The sequence below is a fragment of the Pseudomonas sp. GW821-FHT09E12 genome, assembly GCF_059416085.1.
In genome coordinates, this window is sequence record NZ_JBWKOM010000003.1 from 304,706 (window position 1) to 323,316 (window position 18,611).

Here is an 18,611-nt window from a genome sequence, read left to right on the forward strand (position 1 = left end):
ATACCCAATAACGGCAAAGGTCATAGTATGTCCGCCCAGTCCGCGCTCTATCAGGCGTGGGTGACTGCTTTCCCGATGCCTTACGAGTGGTGGTGGAACAATACCTGGTGGGATGGTTTCGACAAACCGCGTTGCACCTTGCTGGAAGCCAAGGCCAATTACGCGTTCATGTTCATTCCGCTTATCGGGCTGCCGCGCCCTTGGGCCAATGTGGAGAAAACCCTGATTACTCCTGCCGAGATACATTCCCTGAAAGCCCGGCCCAGCCCGCCGGTTTCGGTTGAATGGCATTTCCTGCAAAGGGTGGTCTATGAGTATTGTGCCGAACAGTATGCGGAGAAGGGGCTCGCCAACCTGACCGCCTATTGGAACCCGATGCCGGGCACCAAGGATCATGATGAGTACATCAAGCAACGTGCAAAAGAGCAGAAAGAGTGGGATGAGTACCGCCGTGAAAATCCCGACCGTGTTTTTGAAGCCTGACTGAGGATGAGCGCTTGTTCAGAAAATTTTCATTCGTTCTGCGTTTCGACAAACAGAAGATCTCAGCGGTCTCGCATGAGGCGCAGTTGGAAAGGGCCGAGCGCTTTCTCAAAGGCCTTGGCGAGATTCATCCTCTGCTGCGGGACTGGTATCTGCAGGGCGGTTCCAGGGAGGAGTCGCTGCGCAAGCGGATCAATGACGACTTCGAGTCTCTGCGTGAAGAGGCCCGGAGCAACCATAACGATGACTTCCCCACGAAATTGCAGTTTTCCGTGTGGAATGGCCTGGATGATCCCCTGAAGGGCGGGTTGGCCTTTCATTACAACGCACACGACCTGGATTCAGTCGCCAGCATGCGCTTCGAAGATGGCGGGGCGCTTGTGGCAGCCATTCCCGATGTGAAACCGGTAGTGATCAGGGTGATTCAGTTGGCTGTTGAACTGTGGCCTGAACTTGACTGGTGTGTGCTGGCGCCAAAAGACCACTATCTGCGCACCAAGGTGTTCAAGGACCGGCAGACCGTCGGCTGGGTCGGGTTTTGTCCACACGTGTTGCGGGCCGGGGATTTTCCGAGCGCCGACCAGCTCATCGACATTCCAAAACGCGGCACGCTGATCGTGAGTTGTCCACAGGTGATGGATGAGGGCAAACGGGCTGATGTCCAGCGAGTTGCGGAGATCGATATCAAGTTGGTGGAGCTGGGGTATTTACCGCTGTTCATGAACTAGCTCGGTGGGCCTCGCCCGGGCATGAAAAAAGCCCCCACCCAACCGGCTGCGGATAGGGGACGCAGTCGGCTGGACGGGGGCTTCTTGTTCTGGCTGATTACTGGGCGATGGTTTTCACCGAGATACCGCGTTCCACCGGGGTGGAGCGGCCGTAGATGTCTTCGAAGCGTTCGATGTCGTCTTCGCCCAGGTAGCTGCCCGATTGCACTTCGATGATCTCCAGCGGGATCTTGCCCGGGTTGCGCAGGCGGTGCACCGAGGCGATCGGGATGTAGGTGGACTGGTTTTCGGTGAGCAGGAACACGTTCTCGTCGCAGGTGACTTCGGCGGTGCCGCTGACCACGATCCAGTGTTCGGCGCGGTGGTGGTGCATCTGCAGGGACAGGCACGCGCCCGGCTTGACCGAGATGTGCTTGACCTGGAAGCGCCCGCCCATGTCCACCGAGTCGTAGGAGCCCCACGGACGGTAGACCTCGCAGTGGTTCTGGGTTTCGCTGCGGCCCTGTTCGTTGAGGGTGTTGACCATCTGTTTGACGCCTTGGACCTTGTCCTTGTGGGCGATCATCATGGCGTCCTTGGTTTCCACGACCACGATGTTTTCCAGGCCGATCACCGACACCAGCTTGCCGTTGCCGTGGATCATGCAGTTGCGGCTGTCCTGGATCACCACGTCGCCCTTGCTGACGTTGCCGTTGACGTCCTTTTCATGCACGTCCCACAGCGACGACCAGCAACCCACGTCGCTCCAGCCGGCGCTCAGCGGCACTACGCAGGCGCGCTGGGTCTTTTCCATCACCGCGTAGTCGATGGAGTTGTCCGGGCAGCAGGCGAAGGTGGCCGGGTCGACGTCCACGGTGTCGGCGTCCTGGGCACTGCGTTCCAGGGTCAGCAGGCAGGTGTCGTAGATGTCCGGGTCGTGCTTTTTCAGCTCTTCGAGGAAGCGGCTGGCGCGGAACAGGAACATGCCGCTGTTCCAGAAGTAGCCGCCGGCCTCGACGAACTCGGCGGCGCGCTTGACGTCGGGTTTCTCGACGAAGTGCGAGACGCGGCTCACGCCTTCCGGCAGCAGCGCATCGTTGGTCGACTTGATGTAGCCATAACCGGTTTCCGGCTTGGTCGCCGGCACGCCGAACAGCACCATCTCGCCACGCTCGGCGGCCACGGTGGCCAGGGCCAGGGCGCGTTGCAGGGCTTTCTGGTCTTCCAGCACATGGTCGGCCGGCAGCACCAGCATCAGCTCGTCGCGACCTTCGTTGACCAGCATCATCGCGGTCAGGGCCACGGCCGGCGCGGTGTTGCGGCCGAACGGCTCCATCAGGATGCGCTGCGCTTCGAGTTTGCGCGCCGCCAGCTGCTCGTTGACGATGAAGCGGTGGTCCTTGTTGCAGACCACGATCGGTGTGTCCATGCCTTCGAACACCAGGCGCTCGAGGGTTTGCTGGAACAGGGTGTGTTCGCCGGTCAGGGCGAGGAACTGTTTAGGGAATTGCTTACGCGAAAGCGGCCAAAGACGTGAGCCACTACCACCTGACAAGATCACCGGAATCATGTTGTTACTCCTTCAAATACCGTTTGGGTTAGAGCTACTGCGTTCTGTCGTTTCACTCTCTTGTTTTTGTTCCTGTCCGGATTGGTCAATCGATTCTCCGTAGGAGCCAGGCTTGCCGGCGATGGCGTTCTCAAGGGCCTCATCGCCGGCGAGCCTGGCTCCTACAGGGGAGCGTCAATCCGGAAAATTCATATCAGCGCGTCGAGACCGGGCGCTTGACCCAGACTGGCGACAGGCTGCTGCCGTTGCCGGTGACGTAGAGCACCGCGGCTTCGCCGCGCTCCAGGGCGACCGGCTTGAGGTCGCTGACTTTTTTCTCGCCCTCGTACAGCGCGAAGCTGACTTTCACCGGGTTGATTTCACGTTCGCCACGGCCCTTGGCGGCCACCGACTGGACCACGTCGGTCTTGCCGTCGGCGGTCTTCAGGGTCAGGGCCTTGTCGCTCAGGTTCTGCACCCGGACCAGGGACTTCTGCTTGTTCTTGAACGGCGGTTCTTCGATCAGTTGTGGCTGGCCGCTGGCGTTGTTGACCAGGGTGTAATAGTGGTCGGCGGCGAGTTTCACCGGCACGTTCTGGCTGCCGACCTTGGCGGTGTAGTCGCCGCCGGGCATGAAGCTGAAGTCACTGCTGGCCAGCGGCGCGACGTCGCTGAGGCTGGTGCTGCCGACGGTGGCGCTGACTTCCTGGTTGCTGGCGTTGTAGATACGCACGAAGGACGAGCCTTTGGGCGCGGTCGGGCCGTACAGCGCGGCGTCGCCACCGGCGAAGGCCTGCATCGACAGCAGGCTCACACCGGCTACCAGTGCAAGAGACTTGGCGAGACGACGAGGAGTTGGAGTGAAAGTCATGGTGTACCTCTCTTTCAGTTTTGCGCCCGATCGGGCGTCTCGGATTTGTTGAGTGCAGCTACGTTCTGTTGGCGGGCGCCGGCTTGTTTGAGCTCTGCGACCCACTGCGGGTCGGCGTCGCCGATTTCGTTATTGACCGGCAGATATCGTTCGGGGAACTCCCAGATCAGCACCTGGGGCGGGCTGTTCTTGAAGGCATCGCTTTTCAGGTAACTGAGCATCGGCAACACCGGGCCGTGGCCGTCCTCGGCGTAGCTGACCACGTCGCTGTGCAGGGCCTGCTTGAGCGCGCCGACGAAGTTCCAGTTCGGGTTGGCGCTGTAGCTGGTGCCCACCAGGGCCACCGGCACCTCGTTGTCGGCGAACAGTGCGTCGTCGGCGGCCGGCTGATCGTCGGCGGCACGGGTCACGCGTTTCTGCAGCGGCTCCTTGGCCGGCATCAGGTTCTCGAACAGCGGGTCCAGGGGCAGGAACAGGCGCAGGTCGCCCTTGTGCACCACGGTCTGCTCGGCTTCGGTGACGAAGCGTTGCGGCTGGCCCATCAGCGGCGCCTTGTCGGCGATCGCCTTGGCCAACTGGTTGGCGGCGACTTCGGCGCCGGCCGGGGTCCAGTGGGTGTCGGTGCGCAGGAACACTTGCTGGCCGTTCTGCTTGGCCTGTTGCAACGGGCCCAGCAGGTCGGGGGCGAGGATCTTGTCGGCCGCCACCCGGGCGTGGAAGTCCTGGTAGAGGTTGGCGTGGATGCTGGCCGGCTGGACGTCGCCCAGGTGTTCCGGGTACAGGCGCACCTTGGCCGGCACGATCGCCATCACCAGTTTCACGCCTTTCTCTTTCAGGGCCTGGCGCACGCCTTCGACCAGCGCGTAGTTGCCTTGCAGGTTGAGTTCTTCGTTGACGATCGGGTGGAACTCTTCATCGCTGTACAGCCACTGGTCGCGGCCGAGCACCACGCCCGGACGACCTTCGTTGAACAGCTTGAAGTCCAGGGCCGCCCACAGGTTGGTGCCCAGGCGCTTGATCGGGAACTCGTCGTCGTAGTGGGTTTCCACGGCCTTGGCCCAGCGACCGTTGAGCACGGTGGCGTCGTTGTTGGTGCTGAAGCCGAAGAAGCTGCGCACCGACCACAGGCCCAGGACCATCAGGGTCACCAGGAACAGGGCGATATAGAAGACGCGTAATGAGCGGGTCATGGTCAGATCCCTCAGAACTGGAAGTAAAGGAACGGCGAGAAGCTTTGCGCCGAGAGTTTGAGAATCGAAGCGATGAACAGCAGCAGCACCAGGGCGCGCATCACGTAACGCGGCCAGTCGGCGACCCAGTAGGCCGGCTGGACCTGGGCTTCGACGCCCACGGTGTAGCCCGGCTGGTGGATGCTGTCCGGCTTGTCCCCCGGTACGGCCTTGATCAGCCCCGGCTGGGCGGTGGCCGGGCCGTCGGCCTCGGTGTTGATTTCGGGTTTGCTCTTGACCGGCGTCGGGTTGCGATACAGGTCACGCAGGCCGAAGAACGCCAGGGTGGCGTAGGCCACGACCAGGGTTGCCACTTGCAGGCCGGTGAGGCTGGCGCGGTTGAGTTCCGACAGCGACCAGTCGCCGAAGCTGAACATGGCGCCGTACATGCGACCGGCGACGTGCAGGTTCTCGGCGCGGAAGATCACCCAGCCCATTACCACCAGCAGGAAGGTCAGCGCCCAGCGGATCGGGTTCAGGCTGCGTGGCGAAGTGTTGATGCCGAGCATCTTCTCGATCGCCAGCCACATGCCGTGCCAGGCGCCCCAGACCACGTAGGTGATGTTCGCGCCGTGCCACAGGCCACCGAGCAGCATGGTCAGGAACAGGTTGCGATAGGTCATCAGCGTGCCTTTGCGGTTGCCGCCCAGGGTGATGTACAGGTAGTCGCGCAGCCAGGTGGACAGGCTGATGTGCCAGCGCCGCCAGAACTCGGTGATCGACTGGCTGATGTAGGGCTGCTTGAAGTTTTCCATGAAGCGAAAACCCATCATCAAGCCCAGGCCGATGGCCATGTCGCTGTAGCCGGAGAAGTCGAAGTACAGCTGCGCGGTGTAGGCCAGGGCGCCCAGCCAGGCGTCGCCCGTGGTCGGGTTCTGCAGGGCGAAGCAATGGTCGGCGACCACCGCCAGGGTGTCGGCGATGAACACTTTCTTGATGAAGCCCTGCATGAAGCGCGTGCAGCCTTCGGAGAACTTGTCCAGGGTGTGGGTGCGGTTGTTGAACTGGTCGGCCAGGTCGCGAAAACGCAGCACGGGGCCGGCGATCAGGTGCGGGAAGATCGCCACGAACGCCGCGAAGTCGATCAGGTTGCGGGTCGCCGGGGTGTCGCCGCGGTAGACGTCGATGATGTAGCTGATGGACTCGAAGATGTAGAACGAGATACCGATCGGCAACAGCACGTGGGTCAGGATGAACGGCTCAAGACCGAACGAGGTCATGATCGCGTTGATGCTGTCCACGCCGAAGTTGGCGTACTTGAAGTAGCCGAGGATGCACAGGTCGACCGCCACGCCGAGCAGCAGCCAGCGCTGGGCCGGCTTGGTGCGTACACCGGCGGCGCCGACTTTCAGGCCGATCCAGTAGTTCCACAGGGTGACGCCGGCGAACAGCGCCAGGAAGTCCACCCGCCACCAGGCATAGAACACGTAGCTGGCGATCAGCAGCAGCAGGTTGCGATAGCGTTGCCCGCTCAGGTAGTACAAGCCGAGAAAGATCGGCAAGAACAGGAACAGGAACACATTGGATGAGAAAACCATCCCGATCTCTCCATGTTTGACCAACAGTAAAGGGCCAGAGCCCCCCCAAACCCCCCCGTGAAAAACCGGGGGCGGCGTATTGCATTCGTCCGTAGCCGCTGCCGAGGTACGAGGCTGCGATCGGCCGCGAAGCGGTCGTGCTCTTGAGGACCTCGGAAGGCTCTTCGAGCCTTGTCGCAGCCTCGTGCCTCGGCAGCGGCTACAGGTGTCGCTTACGAGCCTTTGTTGCCCTTCTCATGCGAGGGGTCGTAGACCTTGGTCAGGTCGCCACCCAGGCGGAAGGTCTTGAACGGTTGCATCTTGTGCTTGCGTTCCAGTACATCTGGGGCGCAGGTGTAGAGGCTGCAGAAGGGTTCGAGCCAGGCGAATTTCGAGTCGACCTTGAGGTCGGTCATGTCCTGTTCCTTACCGTTCTTTTCCTCGAACTCGTCCGGGTCTTTCACCCCGGCCAGCACCCGCTCGCCCAGGCGTTTCAGGGCGCCGTTGTTTTCCTGGCGCAGGTCGACGCCGTTGACCTGGGCGAAGCTGGCGATCATCGCCAGCGGCGGCAGGGCGTAGTTGTGATAGGCCAGGGCGCGTTGCTGGCGCTTGAGTTCGTTGGGCAGGAAGCCGTTGGCGTCGACCTGATTGGCGCCGACCTTGTATTCCTTCACCGCCCAGTCGAACAGGTCGCGGCGGTTGGTCGCCACGGCGGTGGCCATCACCGACCAGGCGGCCCAGTACGAGTGGTTGTTGGTCTGCTCCAGCGGCAGGTTGTCCCAGTCGCTGACCACCTGGTCGGCCATCTTGCTGAACCAGGCCTCGATCTGCTGCGCCTGCTGCTGGTGAGTGTCCAGCGGATGGGAGTCGGAGAACTTCAGGCGCAGGTAGGCCGAAGCCATGCTGCCCAGGGCCCATTTGCGCATGGACTTGCCGGTGTGGTTGAAGTCCTTGGACATCAACGCATCGGCCTGGGCCCAGGCGCTCAGCCAGCTCAGGGTGCAGTCCAGTTGTTCCGGACGGCCGTCGCGCATGAACTGCATCACCCGCTTGCTGGTGCCGCGCTCGATCTTGGTGATGTCGGCGGTGCTGTCGCGAAAGGCCTTTTCCGATTGCACGTTGAGGGTCGCGCGAGCCTTGTCCGACCCTTCGTACTTGCTGCGAAATTGCAGCGAGCCGGTGTAAGGCGCGGGCATGGCGTCGCAGCCTTCGCTGTGGTCGCCGCTCTTGAATTTATCCACCGGCGCGTAATAACCCTGGGGCGGGCGCAGTGGGGCCGCGGCCTGGGTTGCGCCTGCGAACATCGCCAGGCTCAACAGGCTCGGTGCCAGTAACTGTTTCAGCGTTTTGCTTTGCATAGGAACCTCATTGCCCGATTTGCGCGGTGCGTTGACCGGCATCCGGGAATACGTTGCGTTTGCAAATTTTCGCTTCGACTTTCTGTGCCGCGGCGCCGGCTTCCGGCCCCTGGACTTCGACTGCCAGCAGGTTCTGCGAGGCCCAGTCTTCGTCGGTGCGCAGTTCAAAGGCGAAACGCCCGTCGGTGTCGGATGTTTCCGGTTTGTCGATCTTGATGTCCTCGTGGCGCCCGTTCATGTACCAGAGGGTGGCTTGCAGGGTTTTCACCGAGGTGTCGGCGAAGCGGATATCGACCTGGTGGCTGCTGTTGCGCAGGTCCATGTTCTTGCTGTTGACCATCAGCTCGTTCTTGCCGGGCTTGAGGGTGGCGCTGGCGCTCATTTGCGCTGGCTTGCCTTCGCAGCCGTTGTCGAGCAGGGCCATCATCTGCCGGTAGATGGTTTCCTGGTCCAGGCGGTACAGCGGCGAGAATTCCCAGATCAGGATCTTCGGTGGCTTGGTCTGGAATTCCTCGCTGCCCAGGTACTGCAGCATGGAGCCTTCGAAGCCGCCGCCGGGGAAGGCGACGTTGAGAATGTCGGCGCCAATCTCTTCCTGCAGGAAGCCGGCGAAGTTGTAGTTCTTGCCGCTGTGGCTGGTGCCCACCAGGGTGATCTCCGGGTTGCCGGAATCGCCGAACAGGTCGCCGTCGCCGGCTTCGCCCTTGGGTTCGGTGGTGAACTGGTCCATGTACTGGATCGCGTAGCTGGTGCCGCAGAGCTGGCCGGCCATGTTGTGCAGGGTGCCGGTCTTGCCCATGCGCCCGGACTTGTGGGTCTCGAACTCACGCTTGGGAATGTCGGCGAAGGCCGGCAACTGCTTGACCTTCTGCGCCACGATCTTCGCCGTGCGCTGGGCGCCGTACGGGGTCCAGTGCTGGTCGCCGCGGAAGTAGAAGTCGTGGGCCGGCAGGGTCTCCGGCAGTTGCTCGTTGGTCAGCGGCGACAGGTCCGGCACCACGTAGCCCATCTGGGCGAAACGGCCGAGCATGCCCTGGTAGTTTTTCAGTGCCTTGTCGTAGTCGAAGCTGGCCTTCTCCTGCGGGTTGAGCTTGTTGCGGTTCACCAGGCCGCGGGTCGGCTGGTACACCAGCACCAGCTCCACGCCCTTGCTCTTGAAGGCGTCGTGCAGCTGTTGCAGGCGGCGATAACCTTCCGGCGTGGTGTTGAATTCGGTGCGCAGGTCTTCCTGGGTGCGGAACAGCCAGTCGCCCTGGGCTTGCACCAGGGTGGTGAAGTTCTGCTGGTAGCGGGTGGTGTAGTTCTTCGCGTCATGGGCCGCCGGGCACAGGTTGCAGCAGGGCTCGGCGGTGAACTTCGGTGCCTGGGTTTCGTCGGCGCGAGCGCTGTTACTGGCGGCGAGAATGCCCGCGGTCAATGCCGAGAGGCTCAAGAGTTTTATCAGGTGTGGGCGCATGACAGTCATCCTCAATCGCGCATTTCGGTCTGGCGTTCGACAGGGTCGATCAGCACGGCTTTCTGCTGGCGCACCAGCAGGTCAAGAATTTCGTCCTGGCGCTCGCCGAGGATCCCCGAGAAGCTGATGCCGCTGCTCTTGGTCGGGGCGAGCATGGACACGCGGTACAGCTCGACGCTCAACGGCGAGTCGATGGACATCGGGCCGCTGCCATTGGCGGCCAGCTCGCCGCCGACCACGATCAGCGACACCTGGGCGTCGAACGGGTCGAGCTTGATGTCGCGGTCGGTGTCGGAGAGGTCCTTGATGTGGCCGTAGACGCCGGTCAGGCCGTTGGCCATGGCGACGTTCTCGTACAGGCGGATGTTCACGCTGTTGCGAATGCGGATGCCGTGGCGCCGGTTGCTGATCACCTTGTTGCCCCACAGCAGGTTGTCGGCACTCTCGTAGAGGGTGATGCCGTCGGTGTGGTTGCGGTAGATCTCGTTGTCGGCGATCAGGTTGTTCACGCTGTTACGGTCGATCACCAGGCCCGAAAGTTTGTTCTCGTAGCTGCGGTTGTTGAAGATGAAGCTGTCGTTCACTTCCCGGGAAATGATGATCCCGTGCTTCTTCTTGGTCCCGTAGACGGTGTTGTCGGCGATGATCAGCCGGTGCGAACGGTCGTGGGGGTCGATGCCGTAGACGATGTTGTCCTTGTAGGTGTTGCCCTTGACCACGAAGTCGCGGGTCTCGTAGCAATAGAAGCCGTACCACATGTCCGAGAACTCAGAGCCGATGATCCAGCCGGTGGGTTCGGGGCGCTTGAGCACCTTGGCCATGTTCGGCGTGTACTGGGAAATACTCACGCCGTAGGACTTACTGTTGGCGTAGCCGAAGCTGGCCATCTTGCTGTTGACGATGTAGGTCTCTGTGCCGCCCCAGGCCAGCAGGAACGGACGGAATTCCTTGGGCGAGTTGAACGTCGCCGGGCCGTTGTCCTTCTCGCGCCAGCCGGTGACCTTGGTGTCGCGCACGAACAACTGGCCGTCGTTGACCAGGAACGAACCGCCTTCCTGGGACAGGCGCAGTTCCTGGGTCTGCTGGTCGATTTCCAGGATGCCCTTGCGCCCGACCACGATCGGCAGCCGCGCCAGGTACACGCCCGGCGAGGTTTCGCTGATGTACTGCTTGGGCAGCTTCTTCGCCAGTTCCTTGAGGTTGACGTAACCGTCGTCGATGAAGATCGCCTGGGGGATGCCGTGCTGGCGCACCACCCATTCGGCCATCTTGTTGTCACCGCCGATAAAGTCCTTCAGCGCGTCTTCCTGCATCATGCGGCGCACGCTGATCTTGCCGGGCTTGCTGCGCACGATCTTCGCCGCCGCCGCTTCGGCGGTGTAGCCGGAGAGGTCGGGCAGGGCCGGCTTGGCCAGGTTCAGCGGCGCGGTGGGCGCGCTGCTGACGGTGTAGGTCTTGGCCTGTTGCAGCTCCTTGGCCACGGTCGGCTGCTTGCCGGACGTAGCGGCCGGGGCCGGTTCGACGTTGGCGAAGGCGGCGCTGCTGGCCAGCAGCATGGCGCCGGCCAACAGGCTGATCGAGCCTCTGATCGCTGGGCTGTTCATCGGGCTGTTCATCTCAGGCACTCCCTTGGCGGCTCGCATCAGAAGCGCCAGATCACGTCGACAAAGGCGCGGTGCATGTACGAGTCGACGTTCTTGCCATAGGCATCGCCCGGCTTGAACACGCCGCCACGAAAGCGCACCAGCGCCGAAGGCTCGTCGATCGACTGGCTGAGCGCGGCCGGCAGCAGGCCTTGCTTGAAGTATTTGGTGACCACCAGGTCCACTTCCTGGCCAAGGTCTTTCTCGCCATCGCGCAGCGGCAGGGACGAGCTGGAGAGCAGGGCGCCGGTGGCGTCGTCGTAGTTGTTTTCCACGGCGTTGATACCGTTGCTGCCCACCGGCTTGTTGCCGTCCACGCGCCAGAACTTGTGGTAGATCAGGCTGGCGTCGTATTCGTCGGCGAGCATCCAGGAACCGAACAGGGTGGCGGTCTGCATGTTGTTCATTTCGCCGCGGAAGGCTTCGCCGAAACGGTGCACCCGCGAGCGGGTCCCGGTGTAGTTCGAGCGGTTGCTTTCCAGGCCGTTCTGTTCGTAGTCGCCGCTGGCGCGGGCGTAGGCCGCGCCGACCTGCCATTTCGGGTCCAGGCGCAGGCGCACGCCGAGGTCGGTGGCCCAGCCGTCGAGGCTCTCGCCGCTCTTGGCCTGGGCCGGGCGGGTGCCGTCGGGGTTCAGCGCGTTGACCTTGTCGCGGTCGCCGCTCATGCCGGTGATGCTCGCCCAGTAGTTGACGGTGTTGGTGTTGCGCCAGTTGTAGGCGTCGCTGTTGGCTTCCAGGCCGAGCCAGGTCAGGTCACCGTTCTGGCGCTTGTCCAGGGAGTCGGTGGCTTCGCCCGGAACCGGGTAGTCGAGCTTGCCGTCGTCGTGGCTGTGGTGCGCGCGCACGCCGGCCCAATGCCCCGGGGTCCACTGGTAGGCCACATCGCCATAGACATGCAGGCGATCCTTGTCTTCCGGCGCCAGCTCCTTGAGGTCGGTGCGGTACTCGCTGAAGCGCTCGGCGATGCCTACGTTGGCGCGCAGCAGGGTGGTGTCGAAGGTCCAGTTCAGGGCTTCGATGTTGGTGTCGCGCCATTGGCCGTCGTCGTTGCGCAGGCGCTGGCGACCGAACTTCAACTGCTCGCCCGGGTAGGGGGTGAGGCCGCTGTAGCCGATCCAGAACTCGCGCATCGCCAGGTAGTTCTTCTTGCTCTTGCGGTCGCTGTTGTTGCTGCTTTCGGTGCTGGCGCCGTCGGACTGCTGCAGGGTGTCGGTCTCGATGATATCGGTCGAGGTCACCGCCTGGCCCATGGCGTAGGCGCTCCAGTTGCCGCTTTCGCCGTAGACCCAGGGACGCAGGTCGAGGCCGACGCCATTGACGTCGCCGCCGCCCAGGGTGCCGAGGTCACGGTCGTCTTCGGACTGGCCGGTGATCTTCACTTCCAGGCCGAAGTTCTTGCTCTCGGTGATGGCCGCGAGCGTCGGGCAGGACCAGATCAGGGCGAAGCTCAGGCCGATACCGGCCTTCACGAATGGATTCAACTTCATAGGGATTCCTCACCGTCTTCTTCCTGCAGCGCGTGCAGTTCCAACGTGTTCTGGCTCAAGGCGCCACGTACGGCCTGCTCCTGTTGCAGCAGGCGTTGGGCCTCGGCGCGTTGGCCTGGCGGCAGTTGGGCTTCGAGTTGTTGCGCAAGCTCGTTGGCTTGCGGGGTGTCCTGGGTCTTGGCCAGCTGGCTGAAGACATAGGCGTTGAGCGGGTCGGGCTTGGTGCCCTTGCCCTGGGAGAACAGCTGGGCGATGGCGAAGTCGGCGCTGTTCTGGCCGTTGCGCGCGGCGGTCAGCAGGTGGTCCAGGGCTTTTTGCGGATAGACCTGGCCCAGGTAGCCACGGCGGTAGATCTGGCCGAGGTAGTAGTCGGCGGCGACTTCCTTGCCCTGGGCCTTCTTGAAGTGTTCTTCGGCGACCTTGGCGTCGGCCGGGACCATCTTGCCTTCGTAGTAGAGCTTGCCCAGCAGCAGTTCGGCGCGGGGCTGGTCGGCGGCGCGACCGTTGTCCAGGTACTGCATCATCTTGTCGACGTCGCCGAGTTCAGGGAAGTCGTAGAGCAGCTGCGCCAGGGTGACCCAGGAGGCCGGGTAGCCGGGAGCGATCGGCTCCAGCAGCGCCTGCGCGGTTTTCTCGTCGGTCTTGCCCAGGCTCGCATCGCCCAGCACCCGGGCCACGCTGTCGACCCGTTGCGCGCTGATGACGCCGCGGGCGTGGCCGGCCTGCAGCTGTTTGAGCAGCTCGGCCTGTTGCTCCGGCTGGCCGCGTTTCTGGTACACGGTGGCCAGTTCGACGTAGCAGATATCGGTGACGTTCAGCGCCGCCTTGCAGATAGTTTCCACCTCGGCCAGGTGCTGGTCGTAGGTGCCCTGGGTGCGGTACAGCAGCACCTGGGCCAGGCCGGCTTCCGGGTAGCCGGCGCTGCGCCATTGGCTGATCTGCTGCTGGGCGTTGACCTTGGGGAAGCTCTGCGGATATTGCAGGTAGAGCATCGCCAGCGGGATCAGGGTGTTGCCTTCACCATTGGCGAAGGCCTTTTTCAACAGGCCTTCGGCTTCGTGGTGCTCGGCTTCGGTGGAGCCGGGCTTGGCCACCAGCAGGCGACCCAGGCGCGCCTGGGCCCGCGGCGAGGTGTCGGCCGCGGCGCGGTAGGTCGCCTCGGCTTGCTTGATCTTTGCCGGGTCGCGGGTTTCCATCTGGATATCGGCCAGGCCGACCTGGGCGTCGCTGTAACCCAGGTCCGCCAACTGCCGGTAGTTCTGCTCCGCGAGCACAGTGTCGCCGCGCTTCAGGGCTTCGTTGGCCAGGCGCTGGTCGGGCAGGCCGGCGCAACCGGCCAGGGCCATGGCGGTCACCAGAGGCAACAGCAATGCCGAACCCTGTAGCCGCTGCCGCAGGCTGCGATCGGCCGCGTAGCGGACGGGTTCCGGACGGCGCGCTGTGTTCGCCAGACCGCATTCATCCCCTTCACGAGTGCGTTGCACTCGATCGCAGCCTGCGGCAGCGGCTACAGGGGCCGTTTTCGTCATCGGGAGTGGGGTATGAATATTCATGGTTAGAGACCGGCAGCCATGGCTTTGTCGATCAGCCAGTTCACAGACGGGCCGCGATCGCTGCTGACTTCCACCGGGCGGCCGGCGAAGGCGCTGCTCAGCGGGGCGTCGGGCTTGATCTGCACGCGAATGTCCGAGGACAGGTCGCTGCTGTTGAGGCTGGTGCTGCTGACGATGGTGCCGCTGCGTACGTCGTCTTCGCCGGCGATCTGGAAGCTGACCTTGGTCCCCGGACGCACGTCGGCGAACTGGCGGTAGGAGAAACGCGCTTCGACGTTGGCCTGGCTGTTACGCGGGACCAGCTGGAAGATCACGTCGCCCTTGCTGGCGTACTGGCCGTCGGCAACCATTTGCTGGGCCACGGTGCAGTCGCAGGGCGAGGTCAGGGTGCCGGTCATCTGCTTGCCGAACAGTTCCTCGACCTTGGCCGGTTGCAGCTGGTCTTCGTTCAGATGGCCCTTGAGTACGTCGAGCATGCTGGTGCTGAAGGTCGCCAGCGGGGCGCCCTTGGCGGCCACGCCGTCGGCCTGGATCAGGCTCTGCACGGTGCCGTCGCGCGGCATGGTGACGTTCATCCCCGGCGCGCTGACCAGGCCGGCCTGGGCGTGGCTGACGAAGTACATGCCGTACACTGACTTGAGGATGAAGCCGAAGGCCGCCAGGCCAACGACGAAGATCCCGGCGCTGAAGGTCACCGCGCGCAGGCGGCCCAGGGCGCTCATGCCGTGGCCGGCGTCCTTGCTCTTGCGCGCCTTGGTGAAGTTGTCGCGCTGCAGGGTGGCGAGCACGTCGCCCATGGTCACGATGTCGCCGGCCAGGTGCGAGGTGATCAGCTGGCGCAGGGTCGAGATGTCCTGGGGCTCGAGGTTCTGGAACTGGCAGCCGACCCGGCCGCTCTGGCGATCCACGGAGCGCACCTGCAACTCCACGTCCATGGCCAGCCCGAGGTTGTCGATGACGAACTGCAGGCGGCCCTTGTGCACGTCGCCGACCTTGATCGGCAACTGCCCGCAGTTGAAGCTCAGGCCGCCGGCGGAGAGGTCGATGACCCGCGCCTCGACCGGGGTCCGGTCGGGGCCGAAGAAGCGCAGCTTGGCCGGGATCTTGACCCGGGCGTGTTGGCGTTGGGCTTCGGATTCATGCACTACATTGACGTTCACGGCGGTGTTCATAAGGGCGATTTCCTAGTTAATTCAGGCAAGGCGGGTCAGACCATCAGCAGCAGCGCGGCGACGAAAATGCTGCCGGCGGAGAAGGTCATGGTCCGAGACGACCAGGTGTTGAACCAACGTTGAAAGCTGGCGAGGTCACGGGACAGAGCAGTCGGTTGGCGGGTCCAGGACTGTTGGTCGAGGCGGAAGAACACGTAGATCTTCACCAGGGCCCCGACGATCTGGTTGTAATAGAGGATCAAAGGGTAGGCCGGGCCGATCCGGTGCCCCGAACAGGAAAGCAGCAGGGTCAGCAGCAGGCGGGTGATACCGATCCACAGCAGGTACACCAGGATGAAGGCGGTGCCGTACTTGAAGCTGGCGATCAGGGCCACGGTCAGGCCGAGCAGGGAGGTCCACATCGACACGCGCTGGTCGAACAGCACCACGCTGGTGAACAGGCCCAGGCGCTTGAGACCCAGCCCCAGGGCCCGGGAGTTCTGCCGCAGGTTGTTGCCGTACCAGCGGAACATCAGCTTGCGGCTGGCCTTGATGAAACTCTTCTCCGGCGGGTGCTCCACGGTGTTGATCGCCGCGTCGGGCACGTAGAAGGTGTCGTAGCCCAGGCGCATCAGGCTGAACCAGCTGGACTTGTCGTCGCCGGTGAGGAACTTGAAGCGGCCCAGGCGCCAGTGTTGCAGCGAGTCGCTTTCCACGTCGGCGATGAAGTCCGGGTTGGTGACCACGCTGGCGCGGAACACCGACATGCGTCCGGTCATGGTCAGCACGCGCTTGGACAGGGCCATGGAGCACATGTTGATGTGGCGCTGGGCGAAGCGCAGCTTGTGCCATTCGCTCATGATGTAGCCGCCGCGCACTTCGCAGAACTCGTTGGTGGTCAGGCCGCCGACGTTGCCGAACAGCTGGAACCAGGGCACGGTCTTGCGCACCACGCCTTCGCCGAGCACGGTGTCGCCGTCGATCACCGCTACCACGGCGCGGTCGTCCGGCAGGTGGCGGGAGATGGCGCGGAAACCGAAGGCCAGGCCGTCGCGCTTGCCGGTGCCGGGGATGCGCACGAAGTCGAGCTTGACGTGGGCAGGCGGGTTCATGCGGGCCCAGAGGCTTTTCACCAGCAGCTCGTCGGACATCTCCACGATTGAGCAGACCACGGTGGTAGGGAAGCCGCAGTCGATGGCTTCACGGATCACCGAGCCATAGACCTGGGCGGTGGTCAGGGCGTCGATCCGGAAGCTGGTGACCATCAGGTACACGTGGGACGGATCGGCGGCCTTGCCCAGCTTGCGGACCTTGCGGCGCAGGTGCGGGTAGACCACGTAGAGAAACAGCATGCCGCGCACGAAATGCGTGGCACCCATCGAGTAGCGCCAGATACCCACGGCGCCAATCAGGAAGATGAAGTCCTTCGATTCGGAGTCGAATGTGGACGCGGGCAACGCCAGGGCGAGACCCATCAGTAAACTCAAGAAAAACAGCCAACCTGCGGCCTGAAGTAGGCCGTGCTTTAGCCTGTGCATAATCTGCATCCGTCTCGATCTCGGGCGAGCCTGTGGGGTGGCCCGATGGGGTTAAGGCAGGCGAAAAAGCCGGGATGGCGTTGGCGCCCTGGCGGACGCCATCGCCAGCAAGCTGGCTCCTACAGGTGCGATGCGATCCTTGCAGGAGCGAGCTTGCTCGCGATCAACCGCGAAGCGGTTGCCGTGCTTCCCGAATCTGCCGGCTTACCAGCAGATACCTTCGGTCCGGCCGCTCGCGCTGGTGGCCTTGGACATGAACCCGACCAGGTCGATGACCTGTTTGCCATGCGGCACTTCTTCGGCCAGGGCGCGGAACTTCTCGTCGCGGTTGCCGAGGATGATCACGTCGGAGTTGTCGATCACCGAGTCGAAGTCCGCGTTGAGCAGGGACGAGACGTGGGGGATCTTGGACTCGATGTAGTCCTTGTTGGCACCGTGGACGCGGGCGTACTCGACGTTGCTGTCGTAGATGCTCAGGTCGAAGCCCTTGCCGATCAGCATTTCCGCCAGCTCCACCAGCGGGCTTTCGCGCAGATCGTCCGTGCCGGCCTTGAAGCTCAGGCCGAGCAGGGCGACTTTGCGCTTGTCGTGGCTGGAGACGATGTCGAAGGCGTTCTGCACCTGGGACTCGTTACTGCGCATCAGCGAGTTGAGCAGCGGCGCTTCGACGTCCAGGGAACCGGCGCGGAAGGTCAGGGCGCGCACGTCCTTGGGCAGGCAGGAACCGCCGAAGGCGAAGCCCGGGCGCATGTAGTACTGGGACAGGTTGAGGGTCTTGTCCTGGCAGACCACGTCCATCACTTCACGGCCATCGACGCCGACGGCCTTGGCGATGTTGCCGATCTCGTTGGCGAAGGTGACCTTGGTGGCGTGCCACACGTTGCAGGTGTACTTGATCATCTCGGCGACAGCGATGTCCTTGCGGATGATCGGTGCGTCGAGTTCTTCGTACAGCGATTGCAGGACGTCGCCCGAGGCCTTGTCGAATTCGCCGATCACGGTCATCGGTGGGAAGTCGTAGTCCTTGATCGCGGTGCTTTCACGCAGGAACTCAGGGTTGACCGCGACGCCGAAGTCGACGCCGGCCTTCTTGCCGGAGCAGTCTTCGAGAATCGGGATCACCACGTTGGCGACAGTGCCCGGCAGTACGGTACTGCGCACCACGATGGTGTGGCGGGAGGTCTTGTCACGCAGGACAAAACCGATCTCGCGGCATACCGCTTCGATGTAGTTGAGTTCCAGGTCGCCGTTCTTCTTGCTGGGCGTGCCGACACAGATCATCGACAAGTCGGTGTCGCGAATCGCCTCGGCGAAGTTGGTGGTTCCGCGCAGACGACCGGTTTGAATACCTTGCGCCAGAAGTTCACCCAGACCCGGTTCAACGATCGGCGAACGGCCTGCGTTGATCATGTCGATCTTGTCCTTGGCAACATCGACGCCAACGACCTCATGGCCCCGTGCAGACAGGCAACCGGCACATACCGCGCCGACGTAACCCAAACCAAATATGCTGATGCGCATCGCATTTACCTCTGTGTTATTCACGCCATTAGATGGCCGGAGTTAATGTTTGCCAGCTGTAATTACGCACTCGGAAGTTCAACGAACAGGCGTTGAGATATCCAGTGCAGGCAGACTAAGTTCCGAGTGTCTAAATAAGTGCACTCAAGTTGTGCGCAACTTGGCCTTGTTGTAGGGGCTGCCCTTAAATGTTGCCGTCCTTCCTGTTGGAAGGCTGCTCCGAGGTTGGCGATAATCCTGATTTATAGGAACAGGCCCATGATAATCAGGTAGTTACACGCTCCCGGAAGCGCTTTAAGGCGGGCTATGCCATGGCCTTGTAGGGGATAGTAATGGTGCATTATCTCCTGTGTATTGACCCTGAGTTCGAGTTCCTGAGCAGTAGGTCAGGACAATATGACAACTTCGCTACTGTCGTTGGATCCCATGTAAGTCATCTCCTACAAACTCGCTGAGAATCGTTACCGGTGGTATGAGCGGTGGTTCAGGACATAGTTCCAGACCGCTGATCCTGTTTTCTGAAATTTCTTGAAATATTGCAAAAGATG

At 62.7% G+C, this 18,611-nt stretch carries 14 protein-coding genes; 2 read left to right on the forward strand and 12 right to left on the reverse strand.

Features of this window, described 5'->3' with window-relative positions; translation table 11 throughout:
* The first annotated feature begins 27 nt into the window (after positions 1 to 27).
* Together AC07PQ_RS09920 and AC07PQ_RS09925 are read left to right on the forward strand one after the other, a co-directional pair.
* Complete coding sequence (locus AC07PQ_RS09920) at positions 28 to 483, forward strand: Tox-REase-5 domain-containing protein (RefSeq protein WP_053259706.1); 456 nt, start codon at positions 28 to 30, stop codon at positions 481 to 483.
* Positions 484 to 497: 14 nt separating this feature from the next.
* Positions 498 to 1,211 carry an Imm52 family immunity protein gene (locus tag AC07PQ_RS09925; protein ID WP_007930050.1) on the forward strand — a complete coding sequence of 238 codons (714 nt, stop codon included), beginning with the start codon at positions 498 to 500 and terminating at the stop codon, positions 1,209 to 1,211.
* A 97-nt stretch (positions 1,212 to 1,308) separates the two neighbouring features.
* Here AC07PQ_RS09925 and AC07PQ_RS09930 read toward each other — a convergent pair whose 3' ends face one another.
* The 12 genes from AC07PQ_RS09930 to AC07PQ_RS09985 all read right to left on the reverse strand — a co-directional run bounded on the left by AC07PQ_RS09930 (position 1,309) and on the right by AC07PQ_RS09985 (position 18,063).
* Positions 1,309 to 2,760, reverse strand: a complete 1,452-nt coding sequence (locus AC07PQ_RS09930) for a mannose-1-phosphate guanylyltransferase/mannose-6-phosphate isomerase (RefSeq protein ID WP_007930049.1) — start codon at positions 2,758 to 2,760, stop codon at positions 1,309 to 1,311.
* Positions 2,761 to 2,953: 193 nt separating this feature from the next.
* Positions 2,954 to 3,610 carry an alginate O-acetyltransferase AlgF gene (locus tag AC07PQ_RS09935; RefSeq protein ID WP_493185429.1) on the reverse strand — a complete coding sequence of 219 codons (657 nt, stop codon included), beginning with the start codon at positions 3,608 to 3,610 and terminating at the stop codon, positions 2,954 to 2,956.
* 14 nt (positions 3,611 to 3,624) lie between these two features.
* Positions 3,625 to 4,800 carry an alginate O-acetyltransferase gene (locus AC07PQ_RS09940; RefSeq protein ID WP_007930047.1) on the reverse strand — a complete coding sequence of 392 codons (1,176 nt, stop codon included), beginning with the start codon at positions 4,798 to 4,800 and terminating at the stop codon, positions 3,625 to 3,627.
* An 11-nt stretch (positions 4,801 to 4,811) separates the two neighbouring features.
* A complete protein-coding gene (locus tag AC07PQ_RS09945) occupies positions 4,812 to 6,377 on the reverse strand; it encodes an MBOAT family O-acyltransferase (RefSeq protein ID WP_053259712.1) in 1,566 nt (521 codons plus the stop codon).
* 212 nt (positions 6,378 to 6,589) lie between these two features.
* Positions 6,590 to 7,714, reverse strand: a complete 1,125-nt coding sequence (locus tag AC07PQ_RS09950) for a mannuronate-specific alginate lyase (protein ID WP_007932826.1) — start codon at positions 7,712 to 7,714, stop codon at positions 6,590 to 6,592.
* 7 nt (positions 7,715 to 7,721) lie between these two features.
* A complete protein-coding gene (locus tag AC07PQ_RS09955) occupies positions 7,722 to 9,170 on the reverse strand; it encodes an alginate O-acetyltransferase (RefSeq protein ID WP_007932828.1) in 1,449 nt (482 codons plus the stop codon).
* Positions 9,171 to 9,181: 11 nt separating this feature from the next.
* Entirely contained in the window at positions 9,182 to 10,786 is a 1,605-nt protein-coding gene (algG, locus tag AC07PQ_RS09960) for a mannuronan 5-epimerase AlgG (protein ID WP_087091307.1), read from the reverse strand.
* A gap of 26 nt (positions 10,787 to 10,812) precedes the next feature.
* The gene (locus AC07PQ_RS09965; RefSeq protein ID WP_493185430.1) at positions 10,813 to 12,300 is read right to left on the reverse strand and encodes an alginate export family protein; all 1,488 of its coding nucleotides are present in this window, start codon (positions 12,298 to 12,300) and stop codon (positions 10,813 to 10,815) included.
* On the reverse strand, positions 12,297 to 13,829 hold the full coding sequence (gene algK, locus AC07PQ_RS09970) for an alginate biosynthesis TPR repeat lipoprotein AlgK (RefSeq protein WP_062823611.1): 1,533 nt from the start codon (positions 13,827 to 13,829) through the stop codon (positions 12,297 to 12,299). Before algK ends, AC07PQ_RS09965 begins: the two co-directional genes overlap by 4 nt.
* 26 nt (positions 13,830 to 13,855) lie before the next feature.
* Positions 13,856 to 15,025: a PilZ domain-containing protein gene (locus AC07PQ_RS09975; RefSeq protein ID WP_493185431.1), complete on the reverse strand. Its 1,170-nt coding sequence runs from the start codon at positions 15,023 to 15,025 to the stop codon at positions 13,856 to 13,858.
* A 35-nt stretch (positions 15,026 to 15,060) separates the two neighbouring features.
* On the reverse strand, positions 15,061 to 16,542 hold the full coding sequence (gene alg8 / locus AC07PQ_RS09980; protein ID WP_009042274.1) for a mannuronan synthase: 1,482 nt from the start codon (positions 16,540 to 16,542) through the stop codon (positions 15,061 to 15,063).
* 204 nt (positions 16,543 to 16,746) lie between these two features.
* Entirely contained in the window at positions 16,747 to 18,063 is a 1,317-nt protein-coding gene (locus AC07PQ_RS09985) for a nucleotide sugar dehydrogenase (protein WP_007929392.1), read from the reverse strand.
* Positions 18,064 to 18,611 lie beyond the last annotated feature (548 nt).